This is a genomic window from Maridesulfovibrio frigidus DSM 17176 (assembly GCF_000711735.1).
GTDB lineage: Bacteria > Desulfobacterota > Desulfovibrionia > Desulfovibrionales > Desulfovibrionaceae > Maridesulfovibrio > Maridesulfovibrio frigidus.
The window spans coordinates 18671-40125 of sequence record NZ_JONL01000012.1 but is presented as its reverse complement, the minus strand read 5'-3'; the positions used below and the strand labels follow the sequence as shown (position 1 = coordinate 40125).

The 21455-nt window shown below is 43.7% G+C and carries 27 protein-coding genes; 14 read left to right on the top strand and 13 right to left on the bottom strand.

The window, feature by feature from the left end; all coding sequences use genetic code 11:
* Positions 1–164 precede the first annotated feature (164 nt).
* The 11 genes from BR06_RS0118220 to BR06_RS0118165 all read right to left on the bottom strand — a co-directional run bounded on the left by BR06_RS0118220 (position 165) and on the right by BR06_RS0118165 (position 5225).
* A complete protein-coding gene (locus tag BR06_RS0118220; protein ID WP_169738262.1) occupies positions 165–1160 on the bottom strand; it encodes a tyrosine-type recombinase/integrase in 996 nt (331 codons plus the stop codon).
* Positions 1093–1491, bottom strand: a complete 399-nt coding sequence (locus BR06_RS20585; protein WP_031485647.1) for a hypothetical protein — start codon at positions 1489–1491, stop codon at positions 1093–1095. The genes BR06_RS0118220 and BR06_RS20585 overlap by 68 nt, the downstream gene beginning before the upstream one ends.
* Positions 1492–1503: 12 nt before the next feature.
* Positions 1504–2022 carry a hypothetical protein gene (locus BR06_RS0118210; protein WP_031485645.1) on the bottom strand — a complete coding sequence of 173 codons (519 nt, stop codon included), beginning with the start codon at positions 2020–2022 and terminating at the stop codon, positions 1504–1506.
* Positions 2019–2237: a hypothetical protein gene (locus tag BR06_RS0118205; protein ID WP_031485643.1), complete on the bottom strand. Its 219-nt coding sequence runs from the start codon at positions 2235–2237 to the stop codon at positions 2019–2021. The genes BR06_RS0118210 and BR06_RS0118205 overlap by 4 nt, the downstream gene beginning before the upstream one ends.
* Positions 2238–2244: 7 nt before the next feature.
* Complete coding sequence (locus BR06_RS0118200) at positions 2245–2529, bottom strand: hypothetical protein (RefSeq protein WP_031485641.1); 285 nt, start codon at positions 2527–2529, stop codon at positions 2245–2247.
* Between the two features lie 2 nt (positions 2530–2531).
* Positions 2532–2846, bottom strand: a complete 315-nt coding sequence (locus BR06_RS0118195) for an OapC/ArvC family zinc-ribbon domain-containing protein (RefSeq protein ID WP_031485639.1) — start codon at positions 2844–2846, stop codon at positions 2532–2534.
* 120 nt (positions 2847–2966) lie between these two features.
* On the bottom strand, positions 2967–3206 hold the full coding sequence (locus tag BR06_RS0118190; protein WP_031485637.1) for a hypothetical protein: 240 nt from the start codon (positions 3204–3206) through the stop codon (positions 2967–2969).
* A 364-nt stretch (positions 3207–3570) separates the two neighbouring features.
* Positions 3571–4002 (bottom strand): hypothetical protein, encoded by a 432-nt coding sequence (locus BR06_RS0118180; RefSeq protein ID WP_156952743.1) that lies wholly within the window; start codon positions 4000–4002, stop codon positions 3571–3573.
* 12 nt (positions 4003–4014) lie between these two features.
* A complete protein-coding gene (locus tag BR06_RS0118175; RefSeq protein WP_084154265.1) occupies positions 4015–4515 on the bottom strand; it encodes a type II toxin-antitoxin system HicB family antitoxin in 501 nt (166 codons plus the stop codon).
* Positions 4502–4792 (bottom strand): ferredoxin reductase domain-containing protein, encoded by a 291-nt coding sequence (locus BR06_RS0118170; RefSeq protein ID WP_031485632.1) that lies wholly within the window; start codon positions 4790–4792, stop codon positions 4502–4504. Before BR06_RS0118170 ends, BR06_RS0118175 begins: the two co-directional genes overlap by 14 nt.
* Before the next feature lie 124 nt (positions 4793–4916).
* Positions 4917–5225, bottom strand: a complete 309-nt coding sequence (locus BR06_RS0118165) for a hypothetical protein (RefSeq protein WP_031485630.1) — start codon at positions 5223–5225, stop codon at positions 4917–4919.
* A gap of 434 nt (positions 5226–5659) precedes the next feature.
* Between BR06_RS0118165 and BR06_RS0118160 the strand changes: the two genes are divergently transcribed.
* The gene (locus tag BR06_RS0118160) at positions 5660–5914 is read left to right on the top strand and encodes a hypothetical protein (protein WP_031485628.1); all 255 of its coding nucleotides are present in this window, start codon (positions 5660–5662) and stop codon (positions 5912–5914) included.
* Here the strand turns inward: BR06_RS0118160 and BR06_RS0118155 are convergent.
* Positions 5904–6104: a hypothetical protein gene (locus BR06_RS0118155; protein WP_031485626.1), complete on the bottom strand. Its 201-nt coding sequence runs from the start codon at positions 6102–6104 to the stop codon at positions 5904–5906. The two genes, BR06_RS0118160 and BR06_RS0118155, sit on opposite strands and share 11 nt — an antisense overlap.
* Positions 6105–6279: 175 nt before the next feature.
* Between BR06_RS0118155 and BR06_RS0118150 the strand changes: the two genes are divergently transcribed.
* The 6 genes from BR06_RS0118150 to BR06_RS0118125 all read left to right on the top strand — a co-directional run bounded on the left by BR06_RS0118150 (position 6280) and on the right by BR06_RS0118125 (position 12763).
* Positions 6280–6747, top strand: coding sequence for a phage regulatory CII family protein (locus BR06_RS0118150; RefSeq protein ID WP_031485624.1), 468 nt, complete (start codon positions 6280–6282; stop codon positions 6745–6747).
* A gap of 3 nt (positions 6748–6750) precedes the next feature.
* The gene (locus tag BR06_RS0118145; RefSeq protein ID WP_031485622.1) at positions 6751–9120 is read left to right on the top strand and encodes a phage/plasmid primase, P4 family; all 2370 of its coding nucleotides are present in this window, start codon (positions 6751–6753) and stop codon (positions 9118–9120) included.
* A gap of 373 nt (positions 9121–9493) precedes the next feature.
* A complete protein-coding gene (locus tag BR06_RS0118140; RefSeq protein ID WP_031485621.1) occupies positions 9494–9928 on the top strand; it encodes a hypothetical protein in 435 nt (144 codons plus the stop codon).
* 100 nt (positions 9929–10028) lie between these two features.
* On the top strand, positions 10029–10598 hold the full coding sequence (locus BR06_RS0118135) for a hypothetical protein (protein ID WP_031485619.1): 570 nt from the start codon (positions 10029–10031) through the stop codon (positions 10596–10598).
* Complete coding sequence (locus tag BR06_RS0118130) at positions 10576–12537, top strand: terminase gpA endonuclease subunit (RefSeq protein ID WP_031485618.1); 1962 nt, start codon at positions 10576–10578, stop codon at positions 12535–12537. The genes BR06_RS0118135 and BR06_RS0118130 overlap by 23 nt, the downstream gene beginning before the upstream one ends.
* A 1-nt stretch (position 12538) precedes the next feature.
* Positions 12539–12763, top strand: coding sequence for a hypothetical protein (locus BR06_RS0118125; protein WP_031485616.1), 225 nt, complete (start codon positions 12539–12541; stop codon positions 12761–12763).
* 20 nt (positions 12764–12783) lie between these two features.
* Here the strand turns inward: BR06_RS0118125 and BR06_RS0118120 are convergent, their stop codons facing one another.
* Entirely contained in the window at positions 12784–15192 is a 2409-nt protein-coding gene (locus tag BR06_RS0118120; protein WP_031485614.1) for a tetratricopeptide repeat protein, read from the bottom strand.
* Between the two features lie 164 nt (positions 15193–15356).
* Here BR06_RS0118120 and BR06_RS20410 point away from each other — a divergent pair, with 164 nt between their 5' ends.
* The 7 genes from BR06_RS20410 to BR06_RS19975 all read left to right on the top strand — a co-directional run bounded on the left by BR06_RS20410 (position 15357) and on the right by BR06_RS19975 (position 21455).
* A complete protein-coding gene (locus tag BR06_RS20410; RefSeq protein ID WP_156952742.1) occupies positions 15357–15518 on the top strand; it encodes a hypothetical protein in 162 nt (53 codons plus the stop codon).
* Between the two features lie 81 nt (positions 15519–15599).
* A complete protein-coding gene (locus tag BR06_RS19980) occupies positions 15600–16475 on the top strand; it encodes a Rha family transcriptional regulator (protein WP_051677197.1) in 876 nt (291 codons plus the stop codon).
* Positions 16468–16707 carry a hypothetical protein gene (locus BR06_RS0118105; RefSeq protein WP_031485611.1) on the top strand — a complete coding sequence of 80 codons (240 nt, stop codon included), beginning with the start codon at positions 16468–16470 and terminating at the stop codon, positions 16705–16707. The genes BR06_RS19980 and BR06_RS0118105 overlap by 8 nt, the downstream gene beginning before the upstream one ends.
* Positions 16708–16779: 72 nt before the next feature.
* Positions 16780–17607: a hypothetical protein gene (locus BR06_RS0118100; RefSeq protein ID WP_031485609.1), complete on the top strand. Its 828-nt coding sequence runs from the start codon at positions 16780–16782 to the stop codon at positions 17605–17607.
* Between the two features lie 98 nt (positions 17608–17705).
* Complete coding sequence (locus BR06_RS0118095; RefSeq protein WP_031485607.1) at positions 17706–17915, top strand: hypothetical protein; 210 nt, start codon at positions 17706–17708, stop codon at positions 17913–17915.
* Positions 17912–19375 (top strand): phage portal protein, encoded by a 1464-nt coding sequence (locus tag BR06_RS0118090; protein ID WP_031485605.1) that lies wholly within the window; start codon positions 17912–17914, stop codon positions 19373–19375. Before BR06_RS0118095 ends, BR06_RS0118090 begins: the two co-directional genes overlap by 4 nt.
* Complete coding sequence (locus BR06_RS19975; RefSeq protein ID WP_051677196.1) at positions 19368–21455, top strand: phage major capsid protein; 2088 nt, start codon at positions 19368–19370, stop codon at positions 21453–21455. Before BR06_RS0118090 ends, BR06_RS19975 begins: the two co-directional genes overlap by 8 nt.

Below are 21455 nucleotides of genomic sequence, written 5' to 3'. Positions count from 1 at the left end.
GTGGATATTGACTTGAGTGCTATGTGTGAAACAACTGCGAAAACAGCCTCCGGAGCTGGAAGCCACAAGTTCGAATCTTGTATTGCCCACCAATTATTTCAAGGGTTTAGAGCTAAATAGTGAGTCGGTTGTAAGCTTTACTCACTGCTTTACTCACCTTTATTTCAAGCCTCCGCTTTTGCGGGGGCTTTTTTTATGTCCTCAAACTGAATCACTTTGCCTGTTCCAAACACCTTATCCAGCTCAACGCGCGCGCCTCTTATGGAATGAACGTACTTTGCGGTCACTTCCATAGACTTGTGCCGTAGTATGGCCTGAATATCAGCCATAGGCACCATCTTGCTATCTAGAATCGACGCGGTGAGGTGTCGGATAGCGTGGAAGCCAAAATGCTTTACTCCAGCCCGTTTACACAATCTTTCCATCATTTTGCTTACGCTGGAATAATTGAGTCCGGTTGCAGGGTTCACGAACACGTAATCCGTGAATGGGAATTCAAGCTTTTGCCGGGCAAGGTGCTTTTCAAGCTCATCGTGCAGAATTCCAGTCATTGGAACCCAATCATATTCCACGCCGCCGTCACGCTTGGCAGTCCATAAACGTATTTTACGGGCTGATAAGTCGAGGTCTTCTTTTTTGAGATCAAATATCTCTGATTTTCTGGCGGCTGTATGAAGGAATGTAAGCAGGATCGTTTTACGGTGCGGCTCAGAATTGTAAACACCTGTTCTGTGGCTTGAACCGTCCGGAACCTGATCAGCTATTTCGTACACCTTCCAGAAGTCGTCTTCAGAAGGGATATAACGAGGGTTCCGCACTTCTTTGTATTTCTCAACATCCCAAGGGCACTCGCCGGATATAAGTCGGGCCGTCTTGCCCCATGACCACATTCTAAGAATATGGCGGCGGTATCTGTTGGCCCTATGCCCCGTTTTTAGCGTGGCAATTTTATCAAGGAATTTGCGGACGGTTTCGTGTTCAAGATTAACCGCAGGTTGAAAGGGCTTTACACCAGAAGCGTTTAGAAGTTCCTTAAGCACAAGCTTTTTATCCTGAAACCAACTTTCGCTGATTCCTTTGGCTACTTGTGCTTCAAGGTGTCTGGTGGTGAGACTGTGTAATGAGATTGAAAGGGTCGGGGTCGCTGATAATTCGCTCAACCTCTGCCTCATCATACATTCCCAATCCAACGCTTCCTTTTTGGTCGAAGCTTTCTTTTCTTTCTGCTTTCCATTCGGCAAGGTTATCCTTCCGAACCATTCCTTCTTCTGCGTGGTCTTGTTTTTTCGCTGTATTGGCATCGTCTGTTCCTCTGGTGAGGCAATTGACCATGTTTATTTCAAAGAACACCCATTCTTTTCCCATGCGAACACCGCCGATAGCGGTTGCATTTCTATAGACCCAGTTTTTAGATTTCGCAAATGCTGTTGCGACGTCTTCGGCAGAATAGCGGCGGCCTAAGTGGGATTGCAGGGTGCTTGTAAGATTCATGGTGAATTGTCCTTATCTAAGTGGGCACATTTGAGCGTCTCTTGAATCTCCACCAATTGCGGCAGAGTAGCTTTCATCAAAACGGCAATTTTCTATAAGCTGTTCTGTGTTCGACCAAGGTATGTAAGTGTTTGGAGCTGACTTTTGTTCAATGATAATATCCGTTTCAGGCGTAGGTCTTACTAGTGCCTTTCCTGCTTCCTTCGTCTGTCTTTTCTCTTCAAGGAATGTCGCGCGCATTAGGGCTTTATGCTTTTTAGATTCTGAGCGCATTTTGCGGAACCAATTGCCGTCAAAAACTTCGGTTGAATCAAAATATTTATCTACCAGTAAATCAATACGGAAAACGAAACTTTCACCGTCTCGGCGCAGGGTATACTGCGGAATACGAGTTAAGCCCGGCTTAGTGGGCATCATCTGCCAGCCTATGCCGTAACCGGGATGGTGCTTAGTGCTGAACACGCGGCCTTTTTCATCGACCTCATAATCAAAGCCTTTAATCTTGTATCTTTCTTTGATTTCTTTTTTCATAAAGTTTCCTGTAAAACGCACCGCAAACCAGCTTCGGTTTCTATAGCGGTTACATGTTTAGGTCTGAATATGCAGAGCCTTGTTTTATTCATGCGTCCATTTACAATTTTGAATCCTACCCAAAAGCCGCGAGGGTCGAGCCTATCAACATATGCTAGGTATGACCGTCTCCGGATGCTTGTTTTAACCTGCACTCGCAGTCCTGCTTTCAACATGGCCTATCTAGTCCAGCCCTAGACTGCCCTTACGAATCCATTCTGCAACATGATCAAGTGTCGGTTGGTCGGAAACGTTGATAAGAAGTTTTCCTATTTCAAAAGGATAGTTGCCGGGATTATAGAGGGTGAGAGCGAAATTCAGACAAGCCTTTTCGCTGGAACTACACCCAAGGTTTGCAACCTTTTTGGCATTAAAAGGATTAAGGGCTTTAGCTTTATTTAGTCTGTTCACAACGCCACCTTCTTTCAGCAGTGGGCAGTTTCTGATAAAATCTTCTGCGCGATACATGGTTACTCCTGATCTTCAAGCCATTCTTTCAGGTTTTTCAAATGGCTGTCGTTATTACGCGAATCTCTGCCGCCGGATTCCGAGTAGCCCATTACATTTGCAACTTCGTGAACTACGGCACAGTTTGAGTGAGCAAGGATAGCTTCAAGGGCCATTTCGTTTTCAACGGCATCCACAATGCCTTCAGCTTTGATGTATGCGAAGTCGGTTGTTCCGCAATCAGGGCAAGGGGTGTTGAGGGTTATATTTTTGCCAGTGAAAACCTTGCGGCATTCGTGACAGATGATGAACAAATCTATGATTTTTAATTCTGACATAGTTACTCCTACCTGTTGTGATGAAACCCGCGATGACAGTTGTTTTCGTCTGTCGGGTATTGATCCTGCGGAGCCGCAAAGTTCTGCAAGTCCGTAAGTTCCACTATTAATCCGCCAATTTTACACATGCCTTTGTTCGTCATGTGTGGGCGCAATTCTTGAAGTTGCTTCTGTATTTTCGCCAATTCGTAATTCACATAAGGATTGCTCATACTCGGCCTCGTAAAGCTTGTTGCAGTCTGCGTGGTCTTTGGTGAACTTCGTCACTGCCTTTTCAGTGGTCAGCCATTCATGTGCGCCGCAATAAGTGCATGTCGCTTCAAAGGTGACTGTGCGGTGAAAGATTACATGTAGGCACATCTTATCTCCGTTTTCTTGTTCGAAGCCTGTGAGGAGGCCGGAAAGGGGAGTTTCCGGCACACCCAAGTTGTGAGGAGGTATCTGTATCTATGCAGTCCTTCACAGACTTCGAATAATTTGAAAATCAATTCACACGTTGATTCAAGGCGTACTTGTTCCGGATGTTTCGCGCGGTGCGTTTGGTCTTGTGGTCGTTGTGTAGAATTAAAAATAGAGCCAATGGATCTATTTGTCAACATAAAAATAGATCCATTGGCTCAAAATACATGGGGCAGTTTTGCTATCTGTGGGGATTACACTGGTAATTGGGCAAAAGAAAACCCCGCGGGGGCGGGGGTTTCTAAGTTGAATTCGTGAGGGGTAGTTATGACTTGAGCATTTGGGTTGCTTGTTGCTTTAGGAGTTTTTTGTGGTCAGGTGTTGAGTGGTTTGCAATGATCTCAGAGCGTGATGCACCTAAAAAAGCTTGATGACCTCCAATGAGTGTCAATGATCCAATTGTAGCTCTTATGTTGTCATACAAAATGGGTATCAGTACTGTTATTAAGCTTTCTACTATTTGGTTTGCATTGCCTAATTTTTTATACTGACTTGTAAGTTCTCCTGTTGTATTCAAGAAAAAGGGGAATGCATTTTCAGCCGTTGTGTAGGTGAGTCTCACGGATATTAGGTTGCTGGTCTTATTTATTCTAAATTTAGTACTTATATCATTTTGGCCAGTGTAAGTTGCCGATTTGAGTTCATATGTTTTGTAATTCAAGTCTATAATGGTGAATATGGTGCTTATGGGGTTCATCTTATGCCTCATTTATTGTATCGAGTTGCTCCAACCTTTGTCGTCTGTAACGAGGAGGTTTGGGGCTGAGCTTGAAGGTATGCTTGTAAATGCCGTTTTGAACTTGAAAATTTGACTTTGCATTTCGTTTATTGCGGCACTGTGTTTACACTTGGAACATTCGAGATTTCCTCGCTGTTCTTCCTCAAGATTTTTTTCAAGGGCTGTAACTATATAGCTGTTTAAGCTTTTATATCCACCTGTTATGAAAGCCTTATTTAGTTTTTTATGAAGATCAGTCCCCATTCTTAATGTTGTTTTTCCAGAAAAAGGCTTATCTGGTTCTTTGCCAAATTCTTTGCATACCTCAAGATAGGAATCTACTGATTCCTCAAATGCTTTTCTTGCTTCTGAAATGGTTGTGCCTTGGAAATCAACAACATCATTAATATTGAGTATTCTACCATACAGAATGTCTTGTTCTGTGTCTGGCTCAATTTGGCCTGTGTAGGTCTTGTATTCAAATGTTTTCATTTACGACTCCCGCTGTAATTAAGTACTCTTTTATGGCTTTTATCCGCCCCCCGCAAAATGTTGGGTCCGGGTGCGGAATGTGGAGCTGTGTGATATGTCCGTTATAGAAAAAAGCAACATTGCTTCCGGCTTTCTCACTTTTTATTGCTCCAAGGCCGAGTAGTAGTCTTTCAACCTCTTGGTACTTAATATCTTTAGGTTTTGGTTGTCGAAAAAGTTTAGCAAGTAGCTTTCTATTTTTCGTGTTCAACTCAATGCCATCACTTAGTGATACCACTATACACCGCCTTTAGTCGAGTCAATATAGAAATTTAATAGTTTTCTAGTCTGGTTTGTAGCTGGGCCATTATAATGATTCTTGTTTTTTAGTCGAATAGCCGTGCCAGACGAATATATAAGCTTTAAGCTGATTTCTTCGTTTGCTGGGTATTAGCCAACTCTTGCACTTCATTTTTACAGCGTTGAATAGCATTAAACATAATTGATTCAATAGGAACACCTAACGCATTACAAAGATCTGACATGTCAGCAATTGTAAGAGATTGTGGGCGTCGGTCCTTTCTACCTTCAAGGATATATATCCATTTTTTACTGCCAGATTCGCTGTCGCCAAATGCTTTCCGTCCGACCTTGGTTTTATGAATACCTTGATCTTTAGCTATTTGGGCAAATTCATCCACAATAATTCTTTCAAGTAGTTCACTATTCATTATTATTAATCATCATATAAAGGTGTAAGTGTCATTGTTCAAATTTCTCTTTACAAAATGGAGCCAATGGTTCTATTTTGAACTCTATGAAACGAAGCGAACCATTTACACTAGAATTGATCTCCCAGTTAGAGAGAAAGTTAGGCAGGGATAATGTAGCCAATGCGCTATCAATCCATCCTGCATCCTTTCGTCGTATCAAATCCACAAATCGAGCAGATTCTACAGTTGTTCGATTAGCGCAACATATCGCTTATCCCGAAAAATTTCCTTTGCCTTCTGAGGCTTCATTAATGGAGGCGCACTAGTGTTCCCTCCATCCCATCAATTCCAAATCTGCAACGAAGACTGCCCTCTATACCATATTAAACACACTCATGACCCACCTTTGTCGTGCGGTGAGTGTGAATGTCGGGAGAGGGAGCCTAAAAAATATGATGATAACGGGGCTCGTACGTCCTGTTAAAAGTGAAGGAGGAAAGATGCTACCGCTTATCCATTTGAGTGATGAAGAGGAAGTCCGTGCCAAAGAAGTTGCTGCAAAAATGATTGGTTCGGCAAGTGGACTAAGTTTCGCAGAACTTGATGCTGCAATTGAATATGTCAGAAGTGCATTTGAAGGGGAAAGAGTCGGGTTGTACCGTTCAACTAAGTTTAATCCCGACTCCGACAAAACCGTTAGCGGCTGATTCTTCCGAGTTTTCTTTCGATTTCATCAAGTCGCTGTTCATTATTTCTTTCAACGATGAAACTGTGGACCAGAACGCATACTCCTTCATGGTGGAACTTACAGTTGGTTTCGTTGCAGCTGCTTATAAATCTGGCCCCAATTACATTGATTTGTTTTTCTGTAATTGGACAGGTTTTAATAGTGAACATCTTGGGTTCTCCTTCTGATTAAATTATAAATTTATTTGTTGTTTGATTCATTATCAGAAGGAGACTCTGAAGGGCAATGTCAAAGATCGGATTAACTATAGCAAAGACAAAATAGCACCGGAGTGAAGTTCTATCTACTACAGATAGCGGCTATCTTTGGAAGAGGAATATATCCATGAATAAATCACGCAAAAGCGTAGCAGTAGAAATTCAAAACATGGTGCTACGGCATCGGGCTTTATCAGTAGAGCAAATAAGCGAATTAACTTTCGGCTCTGCCAAAAGCCATTGGACATTATACAAGGAACTGAACCCCGAAGATTCTACAGCGAAGATGGGCGTTCTGGACCTTGTGCCGCTCATGAAAACATGCGGATCACCTGCACCTCTTGAAGCAATTGCCCATCAGATGAATATGGTGGTTATCCCGTTGCCGGAAGCGAGAGTTTGTACAGGCCACTTAGAAAACGACATGAACCGAACCACTAAGGAATTCGGTGATGCCGTGGTCAAGTTTTCCGCCATTATGGAAGACGGCGAAATCAAGCCCGAAGAATTTGCTGAATTCGACAAGGAAATCATGGAACTCGTTTCAACTGCTTTGTACTGGCGGGATGGAATCAAAGCTATGGTGAAGGGGTAACCTATGGGCTGGGCCGGAACAAATCTTTCCGAAAGTGAACGCAATACTATAGCGCGTTCATTGTTTGAAGTTGCCAAGGAAGAAGGTAAATGGCTGAACGGCAAATGTCCGCTTCATAATGATGATAATCCGTCCTTTGGATATAATTTTGAAGATGACTATTTCAAATGCCTTGCCGGATGCACTGATTGTGGCGACCTGATTAAGCTTTATAGTTTGGTTACTGGCTTGCCCAATGAAGTAGCCTTTAAGGAATTCAAAGATAAGTACGGGCATGGTGTTAACGACGCGCCGAAGGTTAAGCCCACTGTGCAGAAAAAGCGCAAGGAATCGAAACGTGGCGGCGGTGCGGTTATCCCTGAAGATATTTGGGGTCATATGCACCTGTTGCCGGATGATTGGTTTCAACTGTTGCAGAAAGAGCGCGGCTGGAATCCTGAAATTATCAAGCGGCTTGATCTGCGTATGCAGATGGTATTCAGGGATAAGGAAAACATGGTTCGCCCAATTAACGGGCAATCTATGCGTATTGCTATCCCTATTCGCGGCAATGACGGCAGGCTTCATAATATCCGCTTGTATCGCAAGCCCGGCACTAATCTGCAAAAGAAGATTATGTCATGGGGTAGGGGATATGGGAATGCTCGTTTGTTTCCTGCTCCAGCTCTACTTGGTAAGTCCGGCCCTGTTCTGCTTTGCGAAGGGGAACCGGATACTATTTGCGCTCTGTCGAATGGTTTTAATGCCATAACCCAAACATCAAAGACCGTTAGATGGTCAAATGAGCATTTAGAACCGTTTAATGGGCGCGATGTAATTATTGCTTATGATGCGGATCAGCCGGGACAAGAGCATGCAGATAATGCGGCTCGTTCTCTGGTACAGGTTGCGCGCTCTGTTCGGGTTATTGAATGGCCTGATTTTATGGGGCGTAATAAAGATGGTTCATTGCCCGCGAAAGATGGCCTTGATCTGACTGATTACTTTGTGAAGTTCAAACAGAATGCAAAAGCTTTGCAAGCTCTGTTTGCTTCGGCCCGCAAGGTTGAGATTCCTAAAGTTGGTGAAAGCGGTAGCGAATGGGCGTTTTTTAGGGAACGTACCTTCAAACCTCGACTACTGGCGGATCAACTGCTTCAGGATCAGCCTTTGCTTTATGATGATCTTACAGGTTTGCTCTATCGCTGGAACGGAAAATACTGGGAACAAATTTCAAGGGGCAATCTGCAACAGTCGGCTACCAATTATCTCGGCATCGAGGCCACAACAAGCAGGGTGAACGATGCAACGTCACTTGCGATTAATCTTGCGAATCTTCCGCATGGTCGCGAAGTAAATGATCAGGGTGAATGGGTGTGTCTACAAAATGGCATGCTCAATTTAAAAACGCTCGAGCTCAAACCGCACGATACGGATTACTATTCTACAATTTGCCTCGGTGTTTCGTTTAATCCGGATTCAAAAGCTAAATGTAATCGCTGGTTAAAGTATCTGGATGAAACGGTTCAGACTCCCGGACCTATTGCCCAGCTCCAAGAGTTCATGGGCTATTGTCTGACTCGCGACGTGCATTATGAAAAGTGTTTGCTGCTTCTTGGTGACGGATCGGACGGTAAATCAACATATTTGAAAATTGCGCGGGAGTTGGTTGCACCTGCTAACTGTTCGGCAGTTGCTTTTCAGGATTTGGAAGACCAGTTCCGACGCGCTAGCCTCTATAATAAGCTTCTCAATATTTCGACTGAAATAGGCTCTGCCGCTATGGAAACACCGACCTTTAAGGCTGTTGTATCCGGTGACACGATTCAGGGCGCATTCAAGCATAAAGATTCATTTGAGTTCCCGCCGTTCTGTAAGCTGGCATTTGCGGCTAATAAACTGCCACGTGTGCTTGATAATACGGATGGCTTTTTCAGGCGCATGTTGCCGATCAAATTTAAACGGCAATATCTAGAAGATGATCCTGATCGCAATCCAAATCTATTCAAAGAATTGAAAGAGAACGAGCTATCGGAAATATTTCATTGGGCGTTGGTTGGTCTGCATCGGCTCTATGAGCAGGGGCGGTTCACGGCATCAGATGAAACAATTGATCTACTGATGGATTACAGGCGGCTTAATAACCCTGTTCAGGCGTTTGTTGAGGATACTTGCGAACTGTCAGACGGCGTTAAGGAGTCGAAAGACTCGCTCTATAAAGCCTATCGCGAATACAGCGCAAAGAATGGCTATCAGCCCATGCATAAGGAGAACTTTTTCAGGGAACTCTATTCAGCGGTGAAGACTCTTAGAGAGACGCGCCCACGGGTAGATGGTCGGCGGTGTCGGATGATTACGGGTATTAAAACTAAGTTTGAACTAACGGCTTCATGATGTCTGTTTTCCCCGTACCCCTTTCAACACGGCGGCGTGCCCGCGCCTCGACTGCCCGACATTTTGATTCATGTATGCAAATATCCGCTCCCTTGGTGAGACGGTCCATGTGTCTGGTCCATTTGGTCCCGCATGTAATTTTGTTAACCCGCATGAATACTGGCTCTGTCCACGTGGTACCAGCGGTCCACGTCCATTCGGTAAATCTCCTTACATGCGTGTGTGCGTATATGTACCCGTACACGCGAGATTCTGAGCATTTGGTTTTCTGGTCTGGTACATGGACCACTTGGACTGAAGTTAAAAAAAGTAAGAGTTATCAGGTACTTTTGGTTTTAATTGAGTTGGACCAAGACTGGGACATGGTACCGAAATGAATGCACTGACAAAGCTTCAAAGCAAATACAAAGAGCTGGAACCTGAATCCCTTTTCAGCAGGTATAGCCGTATGTGTCGGCAGGATGATCTTATTCCCATGCAGAAAGAAGAATTCGAGAAGCATTGGAAAACATTCGAAGACGGACACAAGGCAATGAAGAAGCTAGGCGCAATGATTCGGGAGCATCGGCAGATGTTCATGGTTAAACGGAACAAGGCGGATGAGTTGGTTGTGGTGATTGATGAAGCGTGGGGCAGAGCTAATGGTGAAACCGTGTGGCAAATGTGGGAGCTGTTCGAACAAGCCGCGCCGTTGATCTGTTTATGCTACCTAAATCGCTTACCTTTTCATGGTGATGAACCACCGAAGAGAATTACAAGCACCATGTTAAATTTGGGTCCTCCCCGGCGGTTCCCGAAACACGGGTAGTATCGACCTCGGGTCTTTTGCACACGGAATGTTTTAAAAAATATGCACACTGCACAAACTGTATCAAACGTGTCACTTTCACAATTCAGGTGCTACTTAAATGGCTGAAAAATTTTACAATTCGATAAATCAGGCGTGGGTTCAGTTCGGGCAAGAGAACTGGCAAATTTCGCGGCGAACCTTCTTCAATTACGTCGGTAAGAATAAACAGGTGAAGCCCATCGGCGGCAAATATTACGAAGATGATATTTCAGAACTTGCCCAGCAAATCGGCTGGGTTCCCATCGGTAAAAAGGTTGAAGCCGAACAGCCGGACGAGGAAGGCTTAACCGGAGATTCAGCAAAGCGTTTTCAGGAAGCAAAAGCCAAGGACAAGGAATACGAAGCGGAGCTTAGAAGGCTGAAACTTGAACAGACACAAGGCAAGCTCATTGACCGTGAAAGCGTGGAAATGCTCATGGCTGGTAAGACTTCGGTGCTGGATACGGGCCTTCGCCAATTGTTTTTGATGAAAGGGCGTGAATTTATCCATGCTGTTGAAGGTAAACCGGAACATGAGGAAACATTCATCCAGCTTATGAATGACGAGCTGGACGAATTACTGAGCGAGTTTGCGCGTACTGATCAAATCACAATGGAGTTTGTAAGTGGAAGCCAGTTCGATAGTTAAAAAAATGGTCGGAAAGCTCATACCCGTTCCGGTAGGTCGCTTTTCATTACCTCCAGAAATGATAGGGAAGCGGTTCACCTTTTCATTTAGCAGGGGTGAAAAGCAGATTTTGCGGAAGCGTAAAAAGATCAAGGTCAGCAAGTGGGCGGAGCAGTCGCGAATTCTGGTTCCTGAATCCAGTTCCTTGCCGGGCATGTGGCGTAATGATGTAACGCCGTACCTTACCGACATAATGGATAGTCTTTTCCATAGCGGAGTTCAGACCGTTGTTGTTTGTGCCGCTCCGCAGGTTGGTAAAACCGAAGTGCTGCTTAATGCGCTGGGCTATGCCGTGGATCGTGAACCGAGTCCGGCAATGATCATCTATCCCGATATGACAGCGGCGAAGGATTCGAGCAGGGATAGAGTTCTGCCAATGCTCAAAACTTCACCGAAACTTTCTAAGTATTTGACTGGCTCAACGGATGATGAAGCATCGCTCCGCATAAACTTACGGCATATGCCGATCTATATGGGCTGGGCGCATTCTGCATCCCGTCTGGCATCGAAGCCTATCCGGTATGTTTTCTTTGATGAGATTGATAAATATCCCACCACCGCAAACAAGAAAGAAGCTGATCCGCTCAGTCTGGCGGAAAAGCGCGGGCGTACTTATCGCAATCGCAAATTTTTGAAAATTTCCACACCGACAAATGAAAGCGGCCCTATCTGGACGGCTCTGAATATCGAAGCGCAAGCCGTATTCGGTTTTAAGGTGCGTTGTCCGATTTGCGGCTATGTGCATGAAATGGATTTTGACCAGATTAAATGGCCTGAAAGAGAAACGGCTGATCCTTCCCAGCATGCCGAACGGGTCGAGGCTGAAAAGCTGGCGTGGTACGAATGCCCGAACATGGGTTGCAAGTGGGATGATGGAACACGGGATAAGGCCGTGAGTTATGGCGCATGGTTTGATCGTGTGTCCGGCACTCCACTTGAAGCTTACCTTAAATCTAAACGGCCTAAGAAGATCGGCTTCCATATTCCTAGCTGGCTATCAAGATTCGTTTCGTTGTCTGAAGTTGCCGCCGCATTTTTGCGGGGTCAGAAGTCCGGCCTTAACCCTGAATGGCGCGAAAAGTTGAAAGACTTCATGAACTCTCACAAGGCGGAACCGTGGGTTAATTATCAGCAGGAGCGTAGTGAAGATAAGATTCTTGCGCTTAAAGATGATCGTCCGCGGTTGCTTGTTCCCGGTGGTGACGTGGTGGCCTGTCTCACTGCCGCTATTGATACGCAGTCCGGCAGGGGCGGTTATTTCCCCTATGAAATCCGCGCGTGGGGTTACGGCATGACGCATGAATCATGGCTGGTTGCTGATGGTGAAGTGGATAGCTTTGAAGCTTTGGCGGAAGTTCTATGGGATCGGGAATACAAGGACGCAGAAGGCAATTCATATCTTGTGCGGCTGGCTCTAATAGATGCAATGGGGCATCGGACAGATGAAGTTTACGATTTTTGCCGACTTAATCGGGGCCGCATTCTGCCGCTAAAAGGTGAGCAGACAATGGCGCGCCCGTTTTCATACAGCCAGATTGATATTTTCCCCGGTTCAAACAAGCCTATACCCGGCGGCCTTAAGCTTTTGCGGGTGAATGTGACGCATTACAAGAACGCTTTATCCAACCGCCTTGCCATTAATCCCGCTGATCCGGGAGCGTATCACCTGCACAGTGAAGTTTCGGATGCGTGGGCGCGGGAAATGACCGCTGAATACGTGAATGAAAAAGGGTATTGGGAATGTCCGAAAGGAAGGCCCAACCATGCATGGGATATTGCCGGATACAACCTTGCTGCTGCGGACCTGCTGGGCGTTAAATCCTACAAGCAAGCGGGCATGAAGCCTAGGAAGCAAGCTCCGAAAAAGAAAGTAAACCCTTACACTAACGGTGGTAGATAGTATGTCAGCCAAGTTAATTGCGGCGGCAATGGCTAAAGCGAAAGAGGGCGTGATATTCAGCCCGAAGGATGGCGCGGTGTGTCCGTGGTGCGGGGCTGTGCGGATTCCGGTTACTTCATCGCCTAAGTGGGATGCTGGGATTAAGATTCGGTATCATAAGTGTAAGGAGCATGGTTGTTTGCTGGCTCAGATGGGGCAGGGGGTTAAGAGTATTCAGGGGGAATAGAAAACCCCGCCGGAGCAGGGTTAGTTGTAAATTGAGCTATTAGAACATATTAAGTTATGGTACTCTTCATAAGTCATTTCGTTATTTTTTTTAGATGTTATATAGTCAGCAATAAGAGGAGATACTGTTAAAAAGGCCTGTATTGGGCGTGTAAAAGTATCACCATACATTAGTGTTAAATATCCAGCTAAAAGAGTCGTTATTTGTTGAGGTGTAAGTATAAATCTGTTTGTTTTAAGTTTAAGGTAACTATATAATCGTAATGTTGCTTCAAATGATAGTGTCTTCATCATATAAAATGATGAGATCGCAAGTTCTATCTCGTCATAGGGGTATTTATTATGTTGTATATAAAGGCCTATTCTTTGTTCTAAATCATCTGAAGACATCTTGGATAAACTGTAAATAGGCCAGTTTAATGCAGTGAGTTTTGAAATATTTTGAGCAATATTTGTTTTTTCGTTTCCAATTTTTTCCCACAATTGATCGAATTTAGAATCTAATCCACAGTTAAAGTTAAGTGGGTATTCTTCATAGAAAGTGTAGTTTTGAAATATATGCTTGAATCTAAACCAGCTTTCTTTTCTTGTAATCGTTTTAGAGGTTATATAAATCATTTTAAGCGGCTCATGCAATTCATATGGTTTGATATAATATAGTAAATGTTCAAATGTTTTGAAGCTTGTTTTATGTGGAAGTTTATGGAATTGGGATAAACTTTTTCCTACGATTCTACTTTTAGGTAGTTTGATAACTTCGTGGCTAAGGATTAAATTTATACACTTGTTTTTTTGATTATTCATTTTTAGCTGATCATATATGTATGCCAAAAGAAGTAAAGATGGGATATGTCTTATATTTATAGGAACTGTTTTGCGGGCTTTATTCAAATCATTGTTTAAAATTAAAATCATTCCTCGGTAGTAATTTTCACTATCGCTGCTAAATAATTTTGCATTGTCTCTTTTTAAGTATCTACTAATGATATCATCATATTTTTTGTTCTGACCTTGTCTACATTTTATGATGTAATAGGTTGATAAATTTAAGAATCCACTATTTGGGGTGATCGAAGAAAAGTATTTCTCTGCAACGAAGTGGTCTCCGCCATAGTAGTTAAGTATTCCAAGGGTTGCTATATCAATAATAGAATGTTTTTTATTAGATCTAATAATTTCGTGTAGCTTGATTAGTTGCTGTCCACGGCCTTTTAGAAGACGTTTTTTAAATTCAATCCATTCTCTATGTGCTAAAAGTTCTGGGTGCTCACGTATAAGTCTATAACTTAAAAGATATGTGGAATTGTTGCTGTAAAGTAGGTGAAAAAGAGTGAAAGCATCTATCTCTGATGAAAAGTTCATTTTTGATGAAAATTCTCTACAGTAGTTAGCGGAAAACCACTCTTCATGTGGCATTTCCCAAATGCAATGCTCCTTATTGGTGAGGAAATGTTCTTTTTCTTTACGCGTTGTAGCTATTTTACTCGATTTTTTTAGATGTAGTAATGCTTCTGTGTATTCCCCTTTATCTAAATATATATTAAATAATTTGCTTGAAGCCCAAAAGTTAGAATGTTTTTTAGCGGACTGTATATAATAATTTAATGCTTCGGTGTCTTTATTTTTATTTTCGCAATAAGAACCACTGTTGTATTGGAATTCACCTTTTTCTCTATCATTAGAAAATAATTTTTTACATTTATTTAAGTATTTTTCAGCTTTATTATAATCACCTTTATCTCTTAGTTTTAAGAAAGCATTGTTGTTTGCCCAAAAGTTAGGATGTTTTTCTGCAGCCTGTATATAGTGTTTCAATGCCTTTTCACTGTTATCATTTGCGTGGTCGCAATAAAGACCTTTATTGAGAGCGTAGTTGCTTCTCTCTAAATCACTCGATGCTAGTTCTTTACATTTATTTAGGAACTTTTCCGCTTCATCATAATTATATTTTTCTAGTAGTATCGTGTATGCATTACTGTGTGCCCAATAGTTTGGATAAAGCCTAGCTGCTTCAATATAGCATTCAAGTGCCATATAGATTTCTTTTTCAACATATTGATAGTAGAAACCTTTGTTCACAGAATGATAACTTTTCTGTTTATCGCTTTTTGCAAGAGTCTTACATTTTTCTATATATGGAAGCATCTCTTCGTATCTTGATAGTGCAAAGAGTGCATTACACCAAAAATCATTGAACGCAAAAGTGGAGTCAAGAGATGATATTTTTGCTACAAATTCTAAACCAACATCGTATCCTTTACTTTTGCTTATAATGCGAGCCTTGACTAACGTCGCTAAGTTTTTTTCAAAAGTGGTAAAAGTAGCCGTATCAACTACATCAAGAAACGTAGCTTTTTCTTCAAAGTCTTGGTCCCAGAATGAATCGCATATATCAAGTAGTGTCGCGGTTGTATCAAGCTGCATATTCATTGAATTTCTCCAGTTAAATCCTTATTCGTAATTCTTTAGTCTATAATTTAGCGTAGATGATTTTACAACTAAAAACATTATTGGTTGAACTGTAGCTATATTTTTACACCTCCAAAATATAATCCCCACTTGACATTCTAAACGCTCGTACGTACAAACTTCACATGATCAAAGAAAAAGTAGCCGTCTCTATTCGATTAGATAAGGCAGACCACAAGCGTTACAAACTATACGCCGTGGAGCATGAAATAACTTTTAAAGAGATATTCATAGAGGAAATGGAAAGAAGAATAGCCGAAGCAGAAAAGCAAAAGAAAGAAAAGTAGCCTAAATAAAAACGGCCCGGAAAGGTGCTACCAACACCAGAACCGAGCCTAACCACAAACGACCTTCAAAGGAGGTGCGTTATGGCTGGAAAGAACTTAGCCAATTCAAACACTTCTGACAACAGTTCAGTTGTCGGTTCCCCTACGCTTGTTATCTCTGATGGCAAGCCCGTTGTTTCGTCTCTTACAATTGCCGAGCATTTTGGTAAGCGGCACGATAATGTTTTACGAACTATTGAAAATCTAGAAGTTCCTCAAGATTTCACTGCCCTCAATTTTGAGGTTAGTGAATATGTAGACAGAACAGGCCGCAAACTTCCCGCTTACAATATAACTCGCGATGGCTTCACCCTGCTAGTAATGGGCTTCACCGGAAAGAAAGCCATGCAATGGAAGATTCGCTATATCGAAGCTTTCAATGCAATGGAGCAGGAACTTCTACGTGTGCGGAACAGGCCGCTAGAAAATAAAACTATAAAAGCAATCTCGGATTGCCTGATCCGTGACAACTCAGTGCATGCCTTTATTGAAGAAGCTTGCGAAGTAGCCTCATGGGGCAGGGTTTCAAAAACTGAGCTTTACGAAAGCTACCAGATTTATTGCAAGCGCACACAATGCCGTTCTGTGCACCGCGCAAGATTTTTTAGTGACCTTTACGCCATGATTAGAAGCGTTAAAGAAACCCGCCCACGGGTGAACGGAGAACGGCCTCGTATGCTCTTAGGCATTGCTCCATACAATCCGCTTCCGGCAGGATCGGAACCGTTAGAGCTTCCTGCATCCGCAAATCCTGATTACAGCCTGAATTCTCCAGAATCCTGCATTGCCACCGCAAAAGAACTCCTGCTTAAAAACCTGTCCAGCCTCCCAAGGCCGGAAAGACAAGCCATGCTCCTAGCTTATGATGCCCTGATAGAAGCGGAACAGGGACTTTGCGGGGAGGTGCGTCATGCTTAAAGATGATTTATGTCACCATGTTTCGGATATGATGTCTGCGGCCTGTACGCTTGAGTACTTGCAAGAAAAGCTAGAAGATGATCACCGTTATGGCGAAGCTTTTATGCTGGGTTTGATTAAAAAGACAATTTCAGAAGGGGCCGAGGCTTTTAGTATGTATGAGACGCAGGAGCAGAGGAAGAAGGCGGGGAAGGGTAAGCCTGCTGGGGTTTTGGAGTTGGTGCGGAAGTGAGTAAAATGGAAAACCCGCGTGTGGGTGTGAGCTAATTGCACTAATCTTATTCAATTTTTATGGAGTCGTAATATGGAAAATGAATCTGACACTATTTTGAAAACGTTTGTTGTAGCTCTTTTTAGTTCTTTAACTATATATTTTATTTTTGCTTTAGTTCATGAAGTTGCTTTCTACAATGAGTTGGGAACGTCTATTACGTTATGGCCTGTGAATGTGTCTGATATTATAATGAGTTCATTAAGTATTATTGCTGTCCTCGGTGCGACTTTCCTCACATATTTGTTTACCGAGTTATGTTTTTCAAAAATAATTGAAAAAAAAGGCGATTCTGGTTCGGTCTATAAGAGTAAGGCTGGAATGTTCATTGTTAAATTTATGATTTTAATTTTTCTTATCTCTGTAATGTTTTATGTTTTGTTTGGTGGAAGATTTAATATGATAATGTTTTTTACATTTGCATTAGCAATTGTGCCATTTGCTGTCATGTTTGGACCAAGGAATATAGGTAATAAAAAAAAATATATAATAATGCTTCAGTTCTCACTCTTATTAATTTCTCTGTCGTATTTTACAGGTGTAACTGAGGCTGATCAAGTTAAGAAATATTTAGGATCGCAGATAGAGATACAATTTAAGAATGAAAAAGTTGTAAAGCGTTATGTTATTAGGTTTCTTGAGAAAGGTGTTATTGTGTATGATAATAATATTTCAAAACTTGAGTTCATTTTTTATTCAGATATTTCATCTATTGTTCAAAAAACAAATTACAGACCATTTACTGGTTATTTTAATGATATTAAATGGTGGTTTTCTGCTTTTTATCATAATGAGTTGAAGTTAAAAACTTACTCAATTAGTAATAAAACTTCAGTTGTTTTTACAAATTCTTCTCAGTAAATTTTACTCCCCAGTAAACAACCCTATTCCAAAATAACCACCTCGATTGTTATGATTGTCCCAACTTGAAGGACAACCATAATAATCGAGGTTTTTTAATGCTCCAGAAACGGCTGGACTCTCTAAATAAGGCAATCGAAGCAATCGAAAGCGGCGCACAGTCCTATACCTTGAATGGTCGGACTCTCACCCGTGGTTCTTTGCAGTCGCTTTATTCTGAGCGTGACAAAGTGGAAATGCGCCTTGCCTTTGCTGGTAACGGCGGCAAGGGGTTCATTGCCCGTGCTTCGTTTCGGGGGCGTAAATGAACGTCTATAATGGCTGGACTTCCTTTGTTGCTCAGTGTGTCGGTGCAGTCTCGCCGGATGCTGCTGCAAGCTGGTGTCGTAGCCGTGCGAATCTTTCTGCTTACTCTGCGGCTTCCCGTCGTGGTCCCAATTCTAATTGGCGACCAACCAACCGCAGTGCCGATAACCTTTCTAGACACGAACATGCTTTGATTGTGGCCCGTGCGCGTGATCTGGTTCGCAATTCTACCCATGTTTCCGGTGCGCTGGAACGCATAGCAAACAACGTTATCTATACTGGAATCAAACCGCAGGCCGCACAGCTCAATGCTGATGGTGATCTTGACCACACCTTTAACCGTAAAATCGAACAGCACTGGAAAGACTGGGCGGAATCGGACGAAGTTGGTTTTGAAGATATTCAGCGTTTGATTATGAACCACCTTTGGCAGGACGGAGAATGCCTTCTCCGTTTCTATCCTGATCCTGATTTACTTGATCTTGGTATTGCACCTTTGGGCGTTGAACTTCTGGAATGCGATCACTTGGACAGCTCGGTTGATGGTCCTTTAGAGGGTGGCGGTTATGCCATGCGAGGCGTTGAGTTCAACCGTAAAGGGCATCCTGTCGCTTATCATTTATTCAGCGAACACCCCGGCGATATGCGCCGCTTGATGAGCCGCGAATCTGTTCGAGTTTCGGCTCAGTGGGTGCGTCATATTTTTCGGCCTATTCGCTCCAGCCAGAACCGTGGCATTTCGTGGATGGCTCCGGTTGTTATGGAAATGCGCGATTTCAGCGAATTTCAGGACTCGCACCGTATTGTTGCACGGCTGATGGCGGCTTTCGGTTTCTTCGTTGAAACACCTTATGCAGAAATGGTTAATCCGCTTGGCGGCGAAATGGGTGATCAGGCCGAAGGCGTGGAAGGGTACATTCCCGACTATGTTGAACCGGGGCAGATTGTGACCTTGCCGCAAGGAACCAAGGTTCATGAAGCCCAGTTTACGCACCCCGGCCCGACTTATGAGCCGTATGTGAAAACAAGCTTGCGCGGTAGTTCTACTGGTTTCGGAATGTCTTACGAAGCTTTTTCAAACGATTATTCAGATGCCTCCTTTGCGTCCGCTCGTTCCGCCACTCTGGAAGAACGGCGCGGCTATCGCGTTCAACAAAATCTTCTAGGTCGTAAGGGCGTTATGCCTACTTGGAAAATGTTCTGCCGGATGCTCTGGCTGGGCGGGCTTGAACCTTTGATGACTGGTCCGGTTGTTCCGGCAAGTTGTCAGTTCCCCGGCTGGCCTTGGGTTGATCCTATGAAAGATGCCAAGTCCGCAGACCTCATGCTCCGCATGGGCTGTACTACCCGTCGCAAAATATGCGCGGAGCGGGGCGAAGATTACGATGAAGTTGTTGAAGAGTTGGCGCGCGAAAATGAAGACATCAAGAAATGGCAAATGACGGAGAATAAAAGTGAATAAAATTTTCCCATTGAACCTTGCAGAAAGTGAGAATGCACCACTGCAACTAACTGCGGGGCTGAATCTATCAGAACAGGAAGAAGGCAAGCCGCGCCGCTTTCATATTGTCGGTTACACCGGATCAATTGTTCAGCGTTGTTTCATGCGTTTTGTCATTGAGCTTTCCGGCATCCGTACAGAAAAGCGCATTCCTATTCTTGAGGAACATGACCCTAAAAAGAAGATCGGCATTGCTGATTCTATCAAGCTGGAAGAATCCGGCTTGGTGCTGGAAGGGTTCTTTCTGGATACGGACGATGCGAAGGAAGTCATTAAACTCTCTGACCAGAAATTTCCGTGGCAAGCATCCATAGGGGTGTGGCCTGAAGCTGTTGAAGAAGTAAAAGTAGGTGCAACCGTTACCGTTAACGGTGAAGAGCTTGTTGGACCTTTATATGTGTGGCGCAAGTCGTTTGTGCGTGAAACATCCTTCTGCGTTCTTGGCGCGGATGGAGATACCGAGGCCGTGGCGATGAATGAACGGCCAAAACCTAAACCGGAGGAATCGGTCATGAAGAAATGGTTGAAACTTTTCCTGCGGGCTAATGGCCTTGAAAATGTCACTGAGGACTCTGCCCGCACCTTATTAAAAGAAATGGGACTAGATTACGAAGCCCTGAATAACCTTGAAGATGCACCTGCATGGTTGAGCGCGGATGGTGCTCCGAAAGTAGATCCCGCACAAGCTCAAACCCCGCAAGCACCTGCGAATCAAAGTGCTACGCCTCAACCACCGTTAGTTAACGAACAGGAAGTTGCCCTAGCTGAACGCCAGCGCATTAATTTTATTGATGATCAGGTTACCATGTTCGGGCTATCTGCTGATTTCCGCAAAAAGCTGGTTGATGGCGGAAAAGGGGCAAGTGATTTGAATAAGCTGATCCTGTCGGAACTAAGTTCCCAGCACCAGCCACTTGCACCTTCCGGTCATATTTTTGCCGGACGTACTGAGGGTGAAAAGCTTCATGATGCCGCTGTATCTGGAATGCTTTTCCGCGCTGGAATAACCGAAGAAAAACCCGCACCGGGCTATGAAGATTTCAGAGTGATGCGTCTTACCGATCTTGCAAGGGATATTCTGGAAAGAAGCGGTGTTTCAACCCGTGGAATGTCCCAGTCAAAACTTGCATCGCAGGTTCTTAGGCCTCAGCAATTCGGAGCATCCACAAGTGATTTTCCGTCAATCTTTGCGGCAATAACTAACAAAGTGTTGCTTAAAGCTTATGCAGAAGCTCCGGCAACTTGGCGGCCTTGGGTGAACATCATCCCCGCCAATGATTTTAAAGAAATCCACGGTGTGAGTCTGTCCGAAGCTCCTGATCTGGAACTTATCAACGAACACGGTGAATACAAGACAGGATCATTCAAGGATTCCATGGAAAGCTACCGCATTGCCCGTTATGGCAAAAACGTGCGCCTTACCCGTGAAATGCTGGTTAATGATGATCTACGAGTCTTCACCCGTATTCCGCAACTGTTCGGTAATGCTTCGGCCCGCAAAGTTGCGGATATTGTTTATGGTTTGCTGCTTTCCAATCCTAAAATGAGCGACAATTACAACCTATTCCATGCAAAGCATAACAACCTTGAAGCCACTGTTAAGGGGCGTGTTTCTGCTGCCACTTTGAATGCTGGTCGTAAGTCTATGCGTATGCAGAAAGGTCCGAATGGGGCGCGTCTTGATTTGCGTCCACGCTTTCTACTGACTCCAGTCGCACAGGAAACCGAAGCAGAAGTTCTTATCCGTTCTGCGGCTCTGCCAGATGCAAATATGTCTTCCGGTGTTCACAATCCTTGGGCCGGAAAGCTCCAACCTATTTCCGAACCTCGTCTTGATGATTTTGATGTCGATGCACATTATCTGATCGGTGATCCTGCACAGGTGGATACTATTGAAGTGGCATTCCTTGACGGTATTGAATCCCCATTTGTTGATGAAGAGCCTGATTTTGATTCAGACGGCCTTAAAATAAAGGTTCGTCTCGAAGCTGGTGCAGGGCTTATGGATCATCGCGGATTCCAGAAGAACCCCGGTAAATAA

Coding starts and splice junctions, on each gene's coding strand:
- BR06_RS0118180 (WP_156952743.1), bottom strand. CDS start 4,002: ATGAACCCCATAAGCACCATATTCACCATTATAGACTTGAATTACAAA.
- BR06_RS0118175 (WP_084154265.1), bottom strand. CDS start 4,515: ATGAAAACATTTGAATACAAGACCTACACAGGCCAAATTGAGCCAGAC.
- BR06_RS0118100 (WP_031485609.1), top strand. CDS start 16,780: ATGGAAAATGAATCTGACACTATTTTGAAAACGTTTGTTGTAGCTCTT.
- BR06_RS0118145 (WP_031485622.1), top strand. CDS start 6,751: ATGGGCTGGGCCGGAACAAATCTTTCCGAAAGTGAACGCAATACTATA.
- BR06_RS0118200 (WP_031485641.1), bottom strand. CDS start 2,529: ATGTATCGCGCAGAAGATTTTATCAGAAACTGCCCACTGCTGAAAGAA.
- BR06_RS0118105 (WP_031485611.1), top strand. CDS start 16,468: ATGCTTAAAGATGATTTATGTCACCATGTTTCGGATATGATGTCTGCG.
- BR06_RS0118120 (WP_031485614.1), bottom strand. CDS start 15,192: ATGAATATGCAGCTTGATACAACCGCGACACTACTTGATATATGCGAT.
- BR06_RS19980 (WP_051677197.1), top strand. CDS start 15,600: ATGGCTGGAAAGAACTTAGCCAATTCAAACACTTCTGACAACAGTTCA.
- BR06_RS0118190 (WP_031485637.1), bottom strand. CDS start 3,206: ATGTGCCTACATGTAATCTTTCACCGCACAGTCACCTTTGAAGCGACA.
- BR06_RS20585 (WP_031485647.1), bottom strand. CDS start 1,491: ATGAATCTTACAAGCACCCTGCAATCCCACTTAGGCCGCCGCTATTCT.
- BR06_RS0118140 (WP_031485621.1), top strand. CDS start 9,494: ATGAATGCACTGACAAAGCTTCAAAGCAAATACAAAGAGCTGGAACCT.
- BR06_RS0118095 (WP_031485607.1), top strand. CDS start 17,706: ATGCTCCAGAAACGGCTGGACTCTCTAAATAAGGCAATCGAAGCAATC.
- BR06_RS0118165 (WP_031485630.1), bottom strand. CDS start 5,225: ATGAATAGTGAACTACTTGAAAGAATTATTGTGGATGAATTTGCCCAA.
- BR06_RS0118205 (WP_031485643.1), bottom strand. CDS start 2,237: ATGTTGAAAGCAGGACTGCGAGTGCAGGTTAAAACAAGCATCCGGAGA.
- BR06_RS0118150 (WP_031485624.1), top strand. CDS start 6,280: ATGAATAAATCACGCAAAAGCGTAGCAGTAGAAATTCAAAACATGGTG.
- BR06_RS20410 (WP_156952742.1), top strand. CDS start 15,357: ATGATCAAAGAAAAAGTAGCCGTCTCTATTCGATTAGATAAGGCAGAC.
- BR06_RS0118160 (WP_031485628.1), top strand. CDS start 5,660: ATGATGATAACGGGGCTCGTACGTCCTGTTAAAAGTGAAGGAGGAAAG.
- BR06_RS0118090 (WP_031485605.1), top strand. CDS start 17,912: ATGAACGTCTATAATGGCTGGACTTCCTTTGTTGCTCAGTGTGTCGGT.
- BR06_RS0118155 (WP_031485626.1), bottom strand. CDS start 6,104: ATGTTCACTATTAAAACCTGTCCAATTACAGAAAAACAAATCAATGTA.
- BR06_RS0118125 (WP_031485616.1), top strand. CDS start 12,539: ATGTCAGCCAAGTTAATTGCGGCGGCAATGGCTAAAGCGAAAGAGGGC.
- BR06_RS0118210 (WP_031485645.1), bottom strand. CDS start 2,022: ATGAAAAAAGAAATCAAAGAAAGATACAAGATTAAAGGCTTTGATTAT.
- BR06_RS0118195 (WP_031485639.1), bottom strand. CDS start 2,846: ATGTCAGAATTAAAAATCATAGATTTGTTCATCATCTGTCACGAATGC.
- BR06_RS0118135 (WP_031485619.1), top strand. CDS start 10,029: ATGGCTGAAAAATTTTACAATTCGATAAATCAGGCGTGGGTTCAGTTC.